17 protein-coding genes and 1 tRNA gene are annotated in these 18,238 nt (G+C 33.1%); 5 read left to right on the top strand and 13 right to left on the bottom strand.

What is annotated here, in order from left to right:
- Window positions 1-17: 17 nt before the first annotated feature.
- Together TD18_RS11905 and TD18_RS11900 are read right to left on the bottom strand one after the other, a co-directional pair.
- A complete protein-coding gene (locus TD18_RS11905; protein WP_040252830.1) occupies window positions 18-506 on the bottom strand; it encodes a DUF1761 domain-containing protein in 489 nt (162 codons plus the stop codon).
- Between the two features lie 92 nt (window positions 507-598).
- The gene (locus TD18_RS11900) at window positions 599-2,602 is read right to left on the bottom strand and encodes a glutamine--tRNA ligase/YqeY domain fusion protein (protein ID WP_040252828.1); all 2,004 of its coding nucleotides are present in this window, start codon (window positions 2,600-2,602) and stop codon (window positions 599-601) included.
- A 65-nt stretch (window positions 2,603-2,667) separates the two neighbouring features.
- On the opposite strand from TD18_RS11900, the gene folB reads away from it, so the two are divergent.
- Together folB and TD18_RS11890 are read left to right on the top strand one after the other, a co-directional pair.
- Complete coding sequence (gene folB / locus TD18_RS11895) at window positions 2,668-3,030, top strand: dihydroneopterin aldolase (protein ID WP_040252826.1); 363 nt, start codon at window positions 2,668-2,670, stop codon at window positions 3,028-3,030.
- A 69-nt stretch (window positions 3,031-3,099) separates the two neighbouring features.
- Window positions 3,100-3,170: transfer RNA gene (locus TD18_RS11890), tRNA-Cys, on the top strand.
- A 421-nt stretch (window positions 3,171-3,591) separates the two neighbouring features.
- On the opposite strand, the gene TD18_RS11885 is transcribed toward TD18_RS11890, so the two are convergent.
- The 7 genes from TD18_RS11885 to TD18_RS16745 all read right to left on the bottom strand — a co-directional run bounded on the left by TD18_RS11885 (window position 3,592) and on the right by TD18_RS16745 (window position 11,970).
- Entirely contained in the window at window positions 3,592-3,942 is a 351-nt protein-coding gene (locus TD18_RS11885) for a GIY-YIG nuclease family protein (RefSeq protein WP_040252824.1), read from the bottom strand.
- A 4-nt stretch (window positions 3,943-3,946) separates the two neighbouring features.
- Window positions 3,947-4,621 (bottom strand): LysE family translocator, encoded by a 675-nt coding sequence (locus TD18_RS11880; protein ID WP_040252821.1) that lies wholly within the window; start codon window positions 4,619-4,621, stop codon window positions 3,947-3,949.
- Between the two features lie 67 nt (window positions 4,622-4,688).
- Window positions 4,689-5,363, bottom strand: coding sequence for a head GIN domain-containing protein (locus TD18_RS11875; protein WP_040252819.1), 675 nt, complete (start codon window positions 5,361-5,363; stop codon window positions 4,689-4,691).
- 90 nt (window positions 5,364-5,453) lie between these two features.
- Window positions 5,454-5,750 (bottom strand): YbjQ family protein, encoded by a 297-nt coding sequence (locus TD18_RS11870; RefSeq protein WP_040252817.1) that lies wholly within the window; start codon window positions 5,748-5,750, stop codon window positions 5,454-5,456.
- Window positions 5,751-5,954: 204 nt separating this feature from the next.
- Window positions 5,955-8,189: a ribonuclease R gene (rnr, locus tag TD18_RS11865; protein ID WP_040252815.1), complete on the bottom strand. Its 2,235-nt coding sequence runs from the start codon at window positions 8,187-8,189 to the stop codon at window positions 5,955-5,957.
- Between the two features lie 238 nt (window positions 8,190-8,427).
- Window positions 8,428-10,101, bottom strand: coding sequence for a T9SS type A sorting domain-containing protein (locus TD18_RS11860; protein ID WP_040252813.1), 1,674 nt, complete (start codon window positions 10,099-10,101; stop codon window positions 8,428-8,430).
- Between the two features lie 36 nt (window positions 10,102-10,137).
- Entirely contained in the window at window positions 10,138-11,970 is a 1,833-nt protein-coding gene (locus TD18_RS16745) for a leucine-rich repeat domain-containing protein (RefSeq protein WP_084205913.1), read from the bottom strand.
- 611 nt (window positions 11,971-12,581) lie between these two features.
- Between TD18_RS16745 and rpiB the strand changes: the two genes are divergently transcribed.
- The 3 genes from rpiB (at window position 12,582) to TD18_RS11840 (ending at window position 14,467) form a co-directional block, all read left to right on the top strand.
- Window positions 12,582-13,016: a ribose 5-phosphate isomerase B gene (rpiB, locus tag TD18_RS11850; RefSeq protein WP_040252811.1), complete on the top strand. Its 435-nt coding sequence runs from the start codon at window positions 12,582-12,584 to the stop codon at window positions 13,014-13,016.
- Entirely contained in the window at window positions 13,017-13,934 is a 918-nt protein-coding gene (locus TD18_RS11845; protein ID WP_040252808.1) for a cation diffusion facilitator family transporter, read from the top strand.
- Window positions 13,935-14,023: 89 nt separating this feature from the next.
- Complete coding sequence (locus tag TD18_RS11840) at window positions 14,024-14,467, top strand: GNAT family N-acetyltransferase (protein ID WP_040252806.1); 444 nt, start codon at window positions 14,024-14,026, stop codon at window positions 14,465-14,467.
- On the opposite strand, the gene TD18_RS11835 is transcribed toward TD18_RS11840, so the two are convergent.
- From TD18_RS11835 to TD18_RS11820, 4 genes are all read right to left on the bottom strand, one after another.
- Entirely contained in the window at window positions 14,464-15,312 is an 849-nt protein-coding gene (locus tag TD18_RS11835) for an OmpA family protein (protein WP_040252803.1), read from the bottom strand. The two genes, TD18_RS11840 and TD18_RS11835, sit on opposite strands and share 4 nt — an antisense overlap.
- A 66-nt stretch (window positions 15,313-15,378) precedes the next feature.
- Entirely contained in the window at window positions 15,379-17,016 is a 1,638-nt protein-coding gene (locus tag TD18_RS11830) for a S41 family peptidase (RefSeq protein WP_040253037.1), read from the bottom strand.
- A 12-nt stretch (window positions 17,017-17,028) separates the two neighbouring features.
- Window positions 17,029-17,406 carry a ribonuclease P protein component gene (gene rnpA, locus TD18_RS11825; protein ID WP_040252801.1) on the bottom strand — a complete coding sequence of 126 codons (378 nt, stop codon included), beginning with the start codon at window positions 17,404-17,406 and terminating at the stop codon, window positions 17,029-17,031.
- Window positions 17,407-18,207 carry an XRE family transcriptional regulator gene (locus TD18_RS11820; RefSeq protein WP_040252800.1) on the bottom strand — a complete coding sequence of 267 codons (801 nt, stop codon included), beginning with the start codon at window positions 18,205-18,207 and terminating at the stop codon, window positions 17,407-17,409.
- Between the last annotated feature and the right edge of the window lie 31 nt (window positions 18,208-18,238).

The raw sequence follows: 18,238 nt of genomic DNA, 5'->3' as shown, positions 1-18,238 counted from the left end.
TTGTTTATGTTACAACATTACACCCAACCACAAACGATGGCTCCCATAATTGTTAGGCATACTGTCCAATACAAGGAATTAATGATGATATATTTCCAGCTTTTACGTTCAAACATGGCATTAATCGCAATGACAGGCATAAACAAAAATATTCCAGCTATTGCACCATGTAATGCGCCATGCTTAAAAGTTCTAAACGCATTTCCATAGTCGTCCATAAAAACCTGATAAGAAGGTAAAACACCTTCTGCCATTGGGTCTCCTCCAATCATACCTAAAGCACCAAATTGATGAATAGTTAACATTTGAATAAAAAAAGCAAGAATAAATGATAATAGTAAAGAGACTAAAAAAATAACAGGCATATTACCACTTTTCATTTTTTCTTCAGTCATTTCGGCTTCACGAGCCCAAGCTGTTCCGAATGTTTTAGGATTATACCAAACAAACCCAAGAACAATTGGTACGATTGCTGCAACTAAAATTGCTAAAAAATTAAATTCCATGATGTAAATTGATTATAGTTAGTGTGCTAAATGTACAAAAAAACCTCAAAGAGGGCATTTTGAGGTTTTGAAAAGAATTGTTTATTTAAAAACTATAATGCTCTAGCTTCTGCTAACAAGAGTTCATTATCATCTTCTAACGCTTTAGCTATAAATGCACTGATATCGTCATTTCTTTCGAGTCCGTTTTTCAACAATACACGTAAAGCAATCATGGTTGCTATACGAGTACCTACTTTTTTAGCAGCTGTATTGAAAAGCGGTTGTAAATCTTCATAACTAATCTGTTCTGCTAATTTTAAAATTTCGGCTTTAGATTTTGCTTGTTTAGCTTCAGGAAGATTGGTATATTTTTTACCTAATTGCTTAATGACTTCAATGGCAGGACGCTTTTGTTGTGCTTGTTGCGACTTATTCTGAGCCTGCTGTGGTTTTGGCTTTTGTTTTGCCCAAGAATCTCTCAACCCAACTGTTTTATTGAAGACTAAATGCTCTGAAGTAGAATCATCATCAACATTAAAATATCCAATTCTCTGAAATTGAAAACGGTCTCCCGGTTTCGCATTTGCAAGGCTCGGTTCAACGTAAGCTTCAATAATTTTTAAAGAATCTGGATTAATAAAATCCATAAAATCTTTATCCTGATGGCTATCTGGTGCTTCATCTAAAAAGAGTCGGTCGTACTCTCTTACTTCTGCTTTTATGGCATGTTTTATAGATACCCAATGCAAAGTTCCTTTGACTCTCTTTTCGGTATCTGTTGAATAGGTGCAATGGATTTCAGTAATGTTACCTTGAGTATCTTTAACAACACTTTCTCCTTTGATGATATACGCATTTTTTAAGCGCACTTCACCACCTAATGTTAATCTGAAGAATTTATTACCTGCTGCTTCTTTAAAATCTTCTCGTTCAATATAAAGCTCTTTAGAAAACGGAACTTTTCTAAATCCAGCCCTATCATCTTCAGGGTTGTTTTCGGCTTCTAACCATTCTTCTTTACCTTCAGGATAGTTAGTGATAACCAATTTCACAGGATCTAAAACTGCCATCACTCTTGGTGCTGTTTGATTTAAATCTTCACGAACACAAAATTCTAAAAGAGACACATCAATGACGTTTTCACGTTTAGCAACACCAACTTTTTCAATAAACTGACGAATAGAATTTGGCGTATAACCACGACGACGTAATCCTGAAATGGTTGGCATTCTAGGATCGTCCCAACCTGAAACGTGACCTTCTTCAACCAATTTAAGTAATTTACGTTTACTCATGATGGTATAACTTAAATTCAAACGTGCAAACTCACGCTGTTTAGGAAGCATTGGAAGCGTTTCAGAGGCATAATCGTAAACGTGTTCCTTAAACCAGTCGTAAAGCTCTCTATGAGGCTTAAATTCAAGCGAACATAGTGAATGTGAAATTTGTTCGATGTAGTCGCTTTCACCATGCGTCCAATCGTACATTGGATAAATGCACCACTCATTTCCTGTTCTGTGATGGTGTTTCTTTAAAATACGATACATGATTGGATCACGCATGAGCATATTGGGATGCTGCATATCGATTTTAGCACGAAGAATGTGTTCGCCTTCATCAAACTCACCATTTTTCATACGCTCAAACAAGTCGAGGTTTTCTTCTACACTTCTGTTGCGATATGGACCATCAACACCAGGTTGCGTTGGCGTGCCTTTTTGTTCGGCCATCGCTTCACTGGACTGAGAATCGACATAAGCCTTTCCATCTTTAATTAGTTTAACAGCCCATTCATAGAGTTTATGAAAGTAATCTGAAGAATACAATTCATTTGCCCATTTATAACCTAACCATTCAATATCCCGTTTAATCGCATCAACGTATTCCTGTTCTTCTTTTGCTGGATTGGTATCATCAAAACGAAGGTTGACAGGTGCATTATACGCTTCACCCAAACCAAAACTAATTCCGATGGCTTTGGTATGACCAATATGCAGATATCCATTAGGTTCAGGAGGGAAACGAAAACGAAGTTTATCTTTTGATAAACCGTTTGCTAAATCTTCTTCTATAATGTGCTCAATAAAATTAAGCGATTTTGTTTCTTCAGACATGTTTTTAAAATAATGGACAAAGTTATTAAATATTTGCGTCATATATTTGCTAAAAATAGAATGCTTTGGGAATAATTAAAGTTGAAAACATACGTGTTTATGCCTTTCATGGCTGCTTAAAAGAAGAAACCAAAATTGGTAGTGATTATCGGGTTGATTTGGAAGTTAAAGCCGATTTGCAAGACTCTGCGCTATCTGATGAATTAAAAGATACCGTTGACTATGTATTGTTGAATAACATCGTTAAAGAAGAAATGCAACAACCCTCAAAATTACTGGAAACAGTTGCAAAGCGTATTTTAACCCGTATTTTTAATGAAGATTCTCTGGTTAGAAAAGCTTCGGTTAGTGTGAGTAAACTCAATCCACCCATAGGTGGAGATGTTGAAATGGTAACGATAAAAATGACCGAAAGACGAAAAAAGTAAGGGTTAATAGTGTAAAATGGTAATTTTTTTTACATTTGCTGACTCGCTAGGAATAACGAGATTTATATTGGCGTCTTGGCCGAGTGGCTAGGCAGAGGTCTGCAAAACCTTCTACAGCGGTTCGAATCCGCTAGACGCCTCGAAGGAGCCTTCAACTGTTGTTGAAGGTTTTTTTTGTTTTAATTTTTATAAAAAATTAATTAAATATTGTCAGCGATTCGAATCCGCTAGGCGCATCATGAACCTTTAAATAAGGCTTGAAAGTGTTTTTTTATTGATTTTATGATATTTTAACGTGTGTTCGATATAAATGTTCATATTGTTAATTGGAATTAGAAGTTTATAAAATATGTCAGGTTGAGCGCAGTCGAAACCTAATTATAACTCTGGGGTTTTAAGAATCTTTAAATATTAACTTGAAGAGCTGCTTTATTTAGTTAAGCATACGTTTTGTTATTTTAATTTGGTTTTGGTTTGCGACCAATAAAGAAATATATATCGTCTTAAAGTAAGATGCTGAAACCAGTTCAGCATGACGATGTAGAAAATTGTTACTGATATTTAATTAAACCAAACAGCATAGCGCTGTCTTCGCAACTCCAAGGCTAGAGTTTCTTCCATTTTTAAAGCTTCAGCTCTTGTTGTTAAAGGTGGAATATGATTATACAAACTTGGCCTTAGATACGATCCGTATTTTTCAACAATAGATGACGACAGCTTGTAACCCTTATTGTTTCTATAACCTGTTTTATGTTGTTGAAAACGTTCTTTTGGCGATTTACTTGTCATACCAACATACAGGCATTCTAAAACACCATTAAATTGCGGATTAGCCTCTCTAAACTTACTATTTTGAGTAAATACTCTTTTAGAGAGTTCAACGACATAAATACGATATTCTGTTTTAGCCATAATATTACAAACGATTTTCGATTTGCTCTTGAATTTTTTCTTTGCCAGCAGGAAATAAACCCTGAACAAGAAGCAGCACACCAAAACCTAGAATAACTAAAGCAATTATTTTTTTTGTTTTGTAAATCAATCGAGGTGTCAATTTATTTTTCAATCGCTTAGCAACCGCTATTTTGACTAAATCTGTTAAAAAGTAAACCGTTAGCATCGTAATGATAAAAATGGTGACTCCATTTTCAGATTCTGTGATTGAGCTTCCTATAACTATAAAGCCTAACCATCCCAAAAGCACACCAATATTGATAAAATTCAATAAAAAACCTTTAACGAATAACTTTCCGAAGTCATTTTTTTGCATTTCAACCTTATGATATTCCCTCACAATTGATCGAAACGATTTTGAAGTTTTCGTAAATGAAATGATACCATAAACCACAAGCAAAACACCTCCAAAGATTAAGAAATTAGGATCGTCTTTTATTTTATCAATAAGTTTATTGGTACTATAAAATGCCAGAAGAATAAAAACAATATCAGCAAAAATAACGCCTAAGTCAAAAATAAGAGCGCTTTTAAATCCTTTGGTAGCACTAGTTTCGAGCAGTACAAAAAATACTGGACCAATCGTAAAGGCAAGGATAATTCCGAAGGGAATTGCTGCTAAAATATCATCAAACATGTTAGGTGCATCTCTTTCCTACAAAGCTAATAAAAAAAGACGCTTCATCAACTGAATAGCTTGAGGATTAGTTCATGCGCTTAACACGACCACCAAGGGTTGTTTTTTCCTGAATATTTTCTGGATTACCATAAATAAACACATCACCTCCAGCAAGTACTTTGGCGTTCACCACTTTAGATGCATGAACATCGGCTTCACCAGCTGCTTTAATGTTTACAGATGTATTTTGGGTTTCAAAAGATTTACCTTCATAAATGCCACCTGTGTTTAAGGTAATATCTTGTGAAATAGCTTTACCTCTGGTTTCGATAATGCCACCAGTAACAGCTCTTATATCTACTTTATCGACATCTAAACCAATTTTAAGACGTGCGCCTTCTTGCGCTCTAAGCTCGATATAATCTTGTGTGATTAATTCGTTTGAAGAAATAAAAGCACCTTCATTACCATCAATTATATTTAGCTTGGTATAATATACAGCTACAAATGTTTTTTCGCCATTGAAGATTTTGTCTAACTTCATTCGTATTTTGAGCTTGCCATTTTTATTGATGACTTCAACATCTTCAATATCTTCACCAGTAATTTCTACGCTATTGGTGTCAGATTTAATTAAATTGACTTCTATTAGGTCGTAAACTTTAACTTCGGAAAAATCGCCAACACCTTTTTCTTTAGGGTTTTGAGCAGTTAATACAGAAGTTACGACTAGCAATGCAATGGTTAAAATAGTTTTCATTTGAATATGTATTTATGAGATTCATCTTTGATTCTGTTATTAAAGAGCAAACAAAAATCAAATTGTTACAGTTTTAGAAAAAAATCAGAATTAAGCCACTGAAACTGCTGTTCCAGTAACCGAAACCATTGCAGTATTACTCGTGGTTAATTCTATTTCTACTTTAATACCTACAACAGCATTAGCGCCAAGTTTTTTTGCATTTTGAGTAAGCGTTTGGAATGCTTTTTCTTTTGTTGTATCAATACTCTCTTGAATAGATTTAAGATATTTTGACATACTAAATCCCATGGCAATCTTTCCATCAAATAAGGAAACACCTGTGACAATACCTTTATAATCTGATATTTTAAAGCCTTCGATTGAATTGGTTGTGGTTAGAATCATGATAAATTGTTTACTAATTGGTATTTATTTTACATGTAATGTTACAGAATCAAATTTAAGAGATTCCTCCTCATACTTCGTTCGGAATGACAGCTTTATTATTGTATATATGATAAATTGCGTTAAGGATAGCAGTGGTATCCTTTTGGTTTTTTTACCAAAAGATTTAACGGATAGCCTGACCTTTAGGTAACGCCAAACTCATTAATCTTCGACGTGTTTTCCTATCAATGTAAAATCTAAATGCTTTTTAACTAAATCGGTATTTTTCACTTTAACAACGACCTCATCACCAAGCTGATACATGATTTTTGAGTTTTTACCGATGAGCGCATAATGATCTTCATCAAAGGCGTAATGATCATCTTTCATATCTCTAACACTCACCATACCTTCACATTTATTTTCGATGATTTCAACATAAATTCCCCAATCTGTAACACCTGAAATCACACCAACAAAATTTTCGTTTTTATGGTCTTCCATAAAGCGAATCTGCATGTATTTTATAGAATCACGTTCTGCTTTAGTGGCCAGATTTTCCATATTACTAGAGTGGTTACACTTGTCTTCGTAAATGTCTTCGTTTGGAGATTTCCCACCATCGAGATAGTGCTGTAACAAGCGATGTACCATCACATCTGGATAACGACGAATTGGCGATGTAAAATGCGTATAGTAATCAAATGCGAGTCCGTAATGTCCAATATTATGTGTGGTATATTCGGCTTTACTCATGGTACGAATGGTAAGCGTATCGACTAAATTTTGCTCCTTTTTACCAACAACTTCAGATAATAAATTATTTAACGATGCAGCAACACTTTTACGATCTTTAAAATTGAGTTTATAACCGAAACGCCCGACTACATTTTGCAAGGCAGCCAGTTTGCTATCGTCTGGTTCGTCGTGAACACGATAGACAAAGGTCTTTTTTGGATTCTGTTTACCAATGAATTCTGCTACTTTTTTATTGGCTAAAAGCATAAATTCTTCAATCAATTTATTAGCATCTTTACTGGTTTTAAAAAACACACCAACTGGATTAGCCTCTTCATCTAAATTGAATTTTACTTCGACTTTATCAAAAGAAATCGCTCCTTGGCTCATACGTTTACGACGCATGATTTTAGCGAGTTTATCCATTTTTAACACAGCAAATGCAATGTCTTTTGGTGTTTGGTATTCTTTTCCTGATAGTGAAACTTCAACTGGAATTGTGGTATTAATCTGAGACGTCTCGACTGCGCTCGACGTGACATTATTTTCTATGATAGCTTGTGCTTCTTCGTAGGCAAAACGCGCATCAGAATAGGTCACTGTTCTTCCGAACCACTGGTCTTTAATTTCAGCTTTATCGTTCATTTTGAACACCGCAGAAAAGGTATATTTTTCTTCATGTGGACGTAAGGAACACGCGCCATTTGATAAGATTTCAGGCAACATTGGTACGACTCGATCTACCAAATATACCGAAGTTGCGCGTTCGTAAGCTTCGTCATCTAAGATGGTGTTTTCCTGTAAGTAATGCGAGACATCTGCGATGTGAATTCCGATTTCAAACAAGCCGTTGTCTAAGACTTTAAACGATAAGGCATCGTCAAAATCCTTTGCATCTTTAGGATCAATGGTAAAGGTTAAATCTTTACGCATATCACGACGTTTTGCAATTTCTTCTTTAGTAATTGACGTGTTAATTTTGTTCGCAAACTCCTCGACATCGTGAGGAAATTCGAGAGGTAAGCCATATTCGGCTAAAATAGCATGGATTTCGGTATTGTGTTCTCCTGGTTTCCCGAGTACTTTGAGAACGCGTCCGTGAGGTGAATCGGCTTTTTCTGGCCAGTCTTCTAAAGACACTAATACTTTATCACCATCTTCAGCTTTATTAATTTTGTTGATTGGTACAAAAATATCAGTGTACATTTTGTTTCCATCAGGAATCACGAATGCAAAATTTTTCTTATCATGGATTTGAATCACACCAACATATTCGCTTTTCGCGCGTTTGATAATGCTTGTGATTTCTCCTTCAAGCTTGCCTCTTTTTCTGCGTTTGTAGGCATAAAATTCGACCTCATCTCCATGAAGGGCTTTGTTCATATTGTTTGAGGCAATGTACACATCATCTTCAAAATCGTCACTAATGATATAACCAGACCCACGAGAAGCCATATCTACGCGTCCTGTATGGTATTCGGTATTAACGATGGCTTTAAATTTACCGCGATCTATTTCTTCAATCTCTTTCTTAGCTTTGAGTTCGGCGAGTTTTTTTATAATTTGATTTCTACTACTGGCATCGTTAACACCAAGAATAGCAGCAATTTGTTTATAGTTAAAAGTTTTAGTTCTTTCTTTTTTTAAAATACTAAGAATGGTATTTGTAAGGTTGGAAATCTTATTATGTGAAGGTTTCCTTTTTTTCTTTTTTGTCATTTAATTTGTAATCTAATTGTGCGTCATTCAGAGTGGAACGAAGCATCTCATTTTTAAAAGAGATTGCCACGCTTTGCTCGCAATGACAATTATTATTCAACTTAATTTTAGAGAAGAGAAGTCATTAAGTTTCTGCAAATCTACGGTTTAATTATTTAATAGTGTTTCGATACTGTTAAATTAATAAAAAAGACCTGTTAAATTAACAGGTCTTTATAAAAATAATATACTTTGATTTTTATTCAATAATGAGATTTTTAGACGCTTTTCCATTATTGGTTGTGATTTCTACAATATATGATCCTGAAGTTAAGGTTGAGGTATCAACAATGGTATTTTTTGAAGTTAATACTTCCTGACCTAAAGTGTTGTAAATGGTTACTTTTTCTAAACTTAGTGAGGTAGTGAACTGGATTGTAAATTGATTTTTTGCTGGATTAGGATAGAGTTTAAATACTGAAAGTGAATTCTCTTCTAAACTTAAGGAGTCATTAACAGCATCAATTACAGCTTGAATTTCTGCAGCTGTTGGATTGTAAGGATCTGCATAAGTTGCATTTTGTAAAGCTGTTGTATAATTAACACCATCAATTGCTCCTGAAACGCCTTCTATATTGTTGAGTTGTCTTGCAGATATATTGTCTCCATTAGAATTACCAAAAATATCATCTACAACTTCTAATAGTGCTAATTCTGAAGCATAACTAAAAGTTAAAACATGACCTATTAAATTAGTACCATCATAATATCGTGGTGCGCCAACCACAATTTTTTCACCATTTTGATTAATTCCTACACTAGCTCCAAATTCACTAGCATTACTTTGTCCAAAAATATCATTACCAACCTGAATCCAATCATTATTAATATTTTTATAAATTCTAATTAGACCTTGTGTACTTGGCGTAGGATCCCAATTACCTTCAGAACCTATTGCAAGAATTGAACCATCAGATGATAGTGCAACACCACTACCACAATTACTTTGTAAATTATCTCCAATTATAGTATTGCCAATTTGAGTCCAAGTGTTATTTATATTTTCAAAAACTTTTACATGACCAGAAGCTGTTTGATTATCATCATTATAAGGAGCTCCTATAGCAATAATAGTTCCATCTGATGATATACTTATTTCTCTTCCAAATTGATCTCCTATACTATCACCATTAATTACATCACCAACTTGTACCCAAGTATCATTAATATTTTCAAAAACAACCACGTACCCTGCTTCAGAAAAATTACCTTTAGTTGCACCTATTGCTATTTTTGAACCATCTGATGATAAGGCAACGCTTGCGCCAAAATTAGCATCATAATAAGTATCTAAATCATTAATATTTTGACCAATTAAAGTCCAGTCATTATTAACTAATCTATAAACGCTAACTATACCTCCACCAGGAAATGCATCAATTGCTCCTATAGCTAGTGTATTTCCATCATCAGATAGAGATACACTAGAACCAAACTTACTATAGATTTGATTATTTCCAATTACATCTGAACCTAATTGAGTAAGTGTTCCATTTTCATTCTTATAGACACGTACTAAACCTGCATAACTTTGAGTATATTGACTACCTGGAGCGCCAACAGCAATAATACTACCATCACTAGATAAAGCTACACTTTCTCCAAAAAGATCACCATTATAACCTCCGTGAATAGCACTACTTACTGGTGTCCATAAATCATTAGAAATTTCATAAACCTCAATATAACCAGAAGCCCCAGAAGGAGCACCTAAACCAGGTGTACTAATAACTACAGTATTACCATCATGAGATAAAGCAATACTAGTTGCAAAATAATAATTATTAGGAGTTCCTAATATTTCTTGATGGATTTGAGTTTGACCTAGTCCTAACAAAGGCATAATAAAAAAAAGGAATAATAATTTTTTCATAATAATATTTGGTTTATAGCTAATAAAAATAGAGAGCTATTCAATAATGAGTTTTTTAGACGCTTTTCCGTTATTAGTTGTGATTTCAACAATATATGATCCTGAAGCTAATGTTGAAATATCAACAATGGTGTCTTTTAAAATTAATACTTCTTGACCTAAAGTGTTGTAAATGATAACTTGTTCTAAACTTGATGCATCATTTAACTGAATGGTAAATTGGTTTTTTGCTGGGTTTGGGTAGAGTTTTATTACTGAAAGTGAATTCTCTTCTAAACTCAAGAAATTATTAACAGCATCAATAACAGCTTGTATTTCTGCTGCTGTTGGATTATTTGGGTCTGCATAAGTACCGTTTTGTAAGGCTGTTGTATAGTTAACGCCATCAATTGCTCCTGAAACGCCTTCTATAGCGTTGAGCTGTGTTGCTGTAATTTCAAAACAATTTGTATTACCTAATATATCATCAACAACTTCTATTAAACCTAATTCTGCTTCTGATAATTGCTCTAAAATTGGATTAAAATTTTCCCACTCAGGACTTGTTTGATAATCTGTTACAGTACCAATTGGTACATATAGTGTTACGTTTTCTACAGGTACTAAATTAAAAACAGAACTGTTTATTGTTAATGGTGTTTCATTGTTTACAGTAACACTTTCTAAACTATGACAATCAAAGAAAGAGAAACCTCCAATATTGGTAAGTGATGCTGGAAGATTTATATTAGTTAATGCTTCACAATCTCCAAAAGTTGCAAGAGTAATATTAGAAAGTGATGCTGGTAAGTTTATATTTATTAAACCTGTACAAGCTTGAAAAGTACCATTACCTAATTCAGTAATTGAATCTGGAAGCGTAATACATTCTAATCCTGTACATTGTAAAAATGTTTGATTTCCAATCGTTGTTAGAGATTCTGGTAAATCTATACTAGTTAATCCTGAACAACCCCTAAAGGTATAATCCCCTATACTAGTAAGAGATTCTGGTAAATTTATGCTTGTTAACCCTGTACAAACTTCAAAAACATGATCACCTACACTTGTTAAAGAGTTTGGAATAGTTATACTTGTTAATCCTATACAACCAAAAAAAGAATAATCTCCTATGCTAGTTAGAGAATTGGGTAATACTATATTCGTTAATCCCTCGCAATAAGTGAATGTACCATAACCTATACTAGAGAGAGATTCTGGTAAATCTACACTTGTTAATCCTGTACAAAAATCAAAAACATAATCACCTATGCTTGAGAGAGAGTCTGGTAAATTTACACTTGTTAATCCTGTACAACCTGAAAATGTAGAATCTCCTATAGTAATTAATGAGTCTGGTAAATCAATATTTGATAAGCTTGTACAATTATAAAATGTAGAATTTCCTATACTAATTAATGAGTCTGGTAAATTAATATTTGATAAACTTGTACAATTTGAAAACATAGCATCTCCTAAACTTAATAAAGGAGAACTTGGTAAAGTAACATTAACTAAATTTGTACAATTCTTAAAAATATTAAAACCTAATGTAGTTAATGAGTCAGGTAAAACTAAACTTGTTAATCCTGTACAGCTATAAAAAGCCCAATTATTAATAGAAGTCAGTGAGTTAGGTAAAATAATGCTTGTTAATCCAGTACAATCATAAAATGCAAACTCAGAAATACTAGTAACAGTATAAGTTACCCCATTATTAATAACTGTTTCTTCAATTATTACATCACCTGTTGGGCATACATCATTAAATCTATTGACAGATACATTAAGACCATCTGTAACCGTATATTCTAAAACGCCATCATTAAAAGTTTGACCTAATCCTAAAAAAGGTGTTAAAATTAAAAGTAGTAGTAATTTTTTCATCATCGATTATTTTCTTTAAAAGTAAGTTAATTTAATAATCCAACAAAAAAATTACTTATCAACACATATAACACTATCATCTTTTTTCTTTTAAAATTTAAAAAAATAAATGATGATTATTATAGGGTGTTAATAACGGTATAACTTTAGTTTAATTTATTTTGATTAATGATTTATAGAATTCGATTAATAGGAAGTTAACAATTTATAAATCTTTAAATAACTCATTTATAATACTTTTTTGAAAGCTATTAACAGCTGTTCATAACCTATGTTGACAACTCATATTTAATAAATAATTAAATTTTTAGTGTTTGTATGTAATGATTTTGATACTGATAACTTCGCTAAAAAAAATGATTAACTTTTTAGGTCATTTCATTTAAGTTTTGGTTTGTAAAAATTATCAGATAATCCTAACAAAAGTTTTAAATACTTAAGATAAGATATCAACAAGTAATGAGTTGTAAAAGACTTAGATGTTAACATGCTGTAATACTCAGGTCTCGAACATAAATTTCAAACCTAAGTATTATGAATAACTAACGTTAATATCCTTCGGATTATTTGTAAGCAATTATTAACTTTATACTTTTAAACAACACCTCATAACCATGACTATTTCTATAGGTAACGATCACGCAGGAACCGAGTATAAACAGGCAATTGTAAAGCATTTAAAAGCAAAAGGCTATACTGTTAATAACTACGGAACAGATTCAAATGATAGTGTAGATTATCCTGATTTTGTCCATCCAGTAGCACAAGATGTCGAAGCAAAAAAAGTTGATTTTGGAATTATTGTTTGTGGAAGCGGAAATGGCGCCAATATGACTGCTAATAAACATCAAGGTGTGCGATCTGCTTTATGTTGGACTAAAGAAATTACAGCTTTAGCAAGACAACACAATAACGCAAATGTTTTAAGTATTCCGGCGCGTTTTACAGCAGAACAACAAGTTATTGAAATGGTTGATACTTTTTTAAATACTGCATTTGAAGGTGGTCGTCATCAAAATCGAATAGATAAGATTCCTATGTCATGTTAAATGGGTCATTCACATTCTCATAATCACTCACATTCTCACAGCGATTTTAAAGGTAGAAATCTTTTAATTTCTATCGCTTTAAATATAGTCATTACAGCTGCTCAAGTGATTGGTGGATTGCTTTCAGGAAGCTTAGCCTTACTAAGTGATGCTCTTCATAATTTTAGTGATGTCATTTCTTTGGTTGTAAGTTATATAGCTTCCAAATTATCTCGACAAAAAGCCTCTATTCATAGAACGTTTGGTTATAAACGTGCTGAAATTTTAGCCGCATTTATTAATGCATCGACTTTAGTTATCGTAGCTGTTTTATTAATTATAGAAGCTGTAAAACGCTTTAAAAATCCCGAAGAAATTGAATCTACTTTAGTGATTTGGCTCTCACTTATTGCCATTATAGGTAATGGTGCGAGTGTACTTTTGTTAAAAAAAGACGCGAATTCTAATCTCAATATGCGTTCTGCCTATTTACACTTATTAACAGATATGATGGCAAGTGTCGCAGTATTAATAGGTGGTTTATTAATGAAGTATTATCAATTGTTTTGGGTCGATAGTGTCTTAACATTTTTAATTGCGCTCTATCTCATTTGGGTAGGTTATGATCTTCTGAAGAAATCGACTAAAATTCTAATGCTTTTTACACCAGAACAAATTAATGTCAAAGAGCTCGTTAGAGTTGTTAATCAATTACCAGAAGTTAGTAAATTACACCATGTTCACGTCTGGTGTCTCAATGATGATGAATTGCACTTAGAAGCACATTTAGATTTAAAAGAGAATATTACTATTACTGAATTTGATAAGGTATTACATGACATTGAATCCTTATTACACGATACATTTGAAATCAATCATGTTACGATTCAGCCAGAATTTAATAAAGCGGATTCTAAAGATGTTATTGTGCAGGATTAACCAATGTGAAACTGTCATTCTAAAATTGATGTAGAATCCAAAATAATGAGATCCTGAAATAAGTTCAGGATGACAAACCATTCGAAATAATGCTAAAAATAAAAGTCAAAATCTATCAGGAATTGACAACTCAGGAGTTATATGATTTGCTTCAACTAAGAAGTGAAGTCTTTGTTGTTGAACAAGATTGTGTGTATCAGGATATCGACGGAAAAGATCAAAATGCACTTCATGTACTTGGTTATAAAAATGAAAAATTAGTCGCTTACACAAGAGTTTTTAAACCAGGTGATTATTTCAAAGAAGCCAGTATTGGTAGAGTAGTGGTTAGAGCCTCAGAACGTCAACATCAATATGGATATGAGATTATGAAAGCTTCAGTTGAAGCGATAAAAACACATTTTAATGTAACGACTATTAAAATTTCTGCTCAAACGTATTTGAAACGTTTTTATAACACTTTAGAATTTTTTGAAGTAGGAGAGGAGTATCTTGAAGATGGTATTCCACATATTGGAATGCTTAAACATTAATCGCGCTGACTAGCAGTACCAACATAAGTCACTAAAATTTCGACACGACGATCAAACTTTGGTTCACCTCCTAAGGGAAATTTACGCCGCATACCAACATATTTCATGCGTCGTTTATCAACACCTTTTTTTGCCAGATAATCGTAAATAAATTTAGCTCTGGCAACAGACAGATTCCTTTTTTTGGTTTGACGATCTATCGCATCTCTACTATTTTGCGTACAACACACATGACCTTGAATGGTAAAATAGATATCTTTTCGTTCTAATAATGCTTGTGCTAAACTTTCTAGTGTTGATTTTGATTCTGGTAGTAATTTACTATAACCTGTTTTAAACAAAATATTATCTAGGGTGAATTTATCACCAGCTTTTAATTCGCCTTTTATAATATCTTCTACTTTTCGTTTTTCAGCGACAACTTTTTTAACTCGAGGCGGACTGTAAGGTTCTACAATAATTTCGACTTTTCGGTTAAGGCCTCTAATTTTATGAATATCTTCTTCTTTTACCAATTTTAAAAGAATCTCACCTTTTCCATCAACATTAGTTATAATTGATTCATCGAACTCATTATTTGAAAAAATAGTTTTTATAGAATTTGCTCTATTTTGCGATAGTACAAGGTTATACGAGTCGCTTCCACGATCATCAGTAAATCCGTAAATAGACACCTTTTTTATGTCAAGTCCTTCAATTTCAGATAGAAATAACAGTAATCTGTAGTGTTCTGTAGGAGGTATTTCAAACTGATCAGTTTCAAAATAAACTTCATGCGTCTTGATTTCTGTTTGAGCAAACATAAATGACGTAAAAAGTAATATGATGAGTTGTATTTTTTTCATGGTGTAAATAAAACAGTGTTTCTAATATAATCTATTTTCATTCTTATATCAAAAACCCTTTGATTTTTAATCTAAATACCCGTTGTAATTTGAGCTAGAATTTAGTATTTCTTTTCCTTTCTGAATTTCTGGATTTGTAGCTTTATAATAGGTGTAAAGTCCTTCTCTGTAAAAGTAACGTTTTACAATTTCATCAGATAATAAGGCTAAAATTTCAGTTTTGTTGGCATCAATAGCCTGGTTTTTATAGGAATTTAAAGCGTTCAATAAATCTTCATAATCTGAATCAATTGCTGTTCCTATTTTTTCCTCTTTTGCAATTAAAAATGCTTCAGCAAAGGCTTTTTCAGCTTTGGTTTCAAAATTAAAATTGTTACTTCTCAGGAAGTTTTTAAAACTATTAAATTCAGCATCAGTTAATTCAAATTGAGTAATATCTGCAGGCTCAGGATGATTGTAATAATAATCTGTTGCGTACTTAAAAATTAAGTTTTCAGCTAAAATAGCATTCGTTATCGGACTCTGTTTTGAAGCTTCTAATTCTAAATCTGGTTGAATGCCTCCACCATCGTAAACGGTTCTTCCTTTTTTAGTTTTAAAAGCGTTATAATTTTCTCGCTTGGTTCGAGTGGCTTTTCCGTTTTCATCTCTGTTCCAGTAATCTAAAGCTTGAATACATCTTCCTGAAGGTGTGTAATAGCGTGAGATTGTCACTTTTATTTGTGTTCCGTAGATCAACGGTTTCGGACGCTGTACCAAGCCTTTTCCGAAGCTTCGTGCTCCAATTACAACAGCGCGATCTAAATCCTGAAGTGCTCCTGAAACAATTTCACTGGCTGATGCACTACTTCCATCGATAAGAACCACCACAGGAATTTCGGTATCTACAGGATCTTTTTGAGTGTAATAGGTTTTGTTATACTTTTTAACTTTCGATTTAGTAGTCACTACCAACTGGTTTTTAGGGACAAAAATATTAGTCACATTTACTGCTTCTGTTAATAAACCGCCTGGATTTCCTCTCAGATCTAATATAAGTTGTTTGGCACCTTGATTTTTTAAGGCTCTTACTGCACTTATGGTTTCAGAAGAGGCTTTACGTGTAAACTTTCGAAGAACAATATAGCCTGTTTCGTCATCAATCATTGAAAAATGTGGGACAGCATTTATTTCTACGGCTTCTCTTTTAATTGTTGCAGTATCTGTTTTTCCCTGTCTTACATAAGTCACAGTAACTTCAGAACCTGCACCACCTTGAAGAAGATTACCTGCATCATCTTTAAAATCGGCAACCACCACGTTATCAACTTTTATAATTTCGTCTCCAGCTTTTAAACCTGCCTTATCAGCAGCATAGCCTTTATATGGTTCAACAATGACTAATTTATCCTTAAGTGTTAAAACGTTGGCACCAATTCCTGTGTAATCTCCAGAGTTATTAATTCTCGAAGCTTCAACATCTTGTTCGTTGTAATAGTTGGTATAAGGATCAAGATCATTTAACATGCTTTTAATCGCAGTATCCATTAAATCTCCTGGATTAGTATCATCAACATAGTTCATGTTGAGTTCCTTAAACACAGTTGTGAAGATTTCAATTTGTTTTGCAATTTCAAAAAACTCACTTTTAAAAGCAGTTCCTCCAAAAAATATAGCAACTGCTAAAACAGGAATAAGCAGTCGTTTATGTAATCGTTTTTTCATCTTTTTCAGCATTTAGTTTTGGGACACTTTTTTAGAAAAAGCATCTAGAAGTTGTTTCATTTTCGTTTCTACAGCGTCAAAATCTGTTCCATCTTTACTAATGTACAAAATCATTAACGCATAAGACCCAGAAATGTTGTTAAAATATGGAGTTTTGTTAAGTCTGTAAGCTTCTCTAAGCAAGCGTTTGATATGGTTTCTATCGACTGCTTTTTTGAAATTTCGTTTGCTGGTAGAAACACCAGTTTTAAATTGAGTGTCATCATCAAACTCTGTTTTCAGATAAACCATTCGAAGCGGAAACGCAGAAACAGATTTTCCTTCAGAAAATAGTTGTTCTATTAATTTCTGACTTTTCAGTTTTTCTTTTTTTGGGTAGGAAAACGACATTTAATGCTTTTGAATTTTACTTTCGATATTAAAGATTTTACTTTCAAGTTCCTGAAGTTTATCAAAGACATCAATGGGTTTTGGAATTTGACCTGAGGCATACATAACCACTTGCCAGACTTCCATTATATCTTCGGAAGAAATTTCATAATTTGGAAAATTTCCATCTTGGTTATCACTTTTCAGAATGAGTTTTTGTTGGTCTTCTGAATGATTAATAACGCGTTTTAAAACGACACCATCATTTTTGCTAATCACAATATAGACCTCATTATTTTTAATATCTGAAAGGGCTTCTACGTATTTTCCGAAGACCAAATCTCCATTGTAAAATGTTTGTACCATAGAATTTCCCTGAACTTCAAAACATCGGAAAGTTCCATTGGTTAACAAAGGCATTTTAAACGACGGAAGCGTTTCAATAAAATCGGGATCACCATAACCATTTAAATATCCAGCTCTTGCCTTGGTAGATATGAAAACCACATTTTCATGACCTTCAGTTGTTGCTGAAATCACATGAGGCATTCCAGAATATGTTGGAATGGATTTAATTTCAGAGTTTAACATCACATCACTTTTTCCGAAGAGGTAATCAGGATTAATATCAAAAGCGTCTATGATTGCCAAAAGCACATCGTAACCTGGTTTGGTTTTTTTACGAGAGCCATCATTTTGTGGACGACCATTAACAATGCTATCTATGGTAGTTCCTGTAACACCTATACGTTTTGAAAATGCATAGTTGTTGAGGTTAAACCGATGAATTATAGCTGTTATTTTTTCATCTATTTGAAGCATATCGCACTGAATTATCTCTTATTTGGATGTT

It is taken from the genome of Psychroserpens mesophilus, from assembly GCF_000826645.1.
In the GTDB taxonomy this organism is placed as follows: Bacteria; Bacteroidota; Bacteroidia; order Flavobacteriales; family Flavobacteriaceae; genus Psychroserpens; species Psychroserpens mesophilus.
The sequence above is the reverse complement of the archived record's forward strand: the minus strand, read 5'-3'. Positions and strand labels throughout refer to the sequence as shown.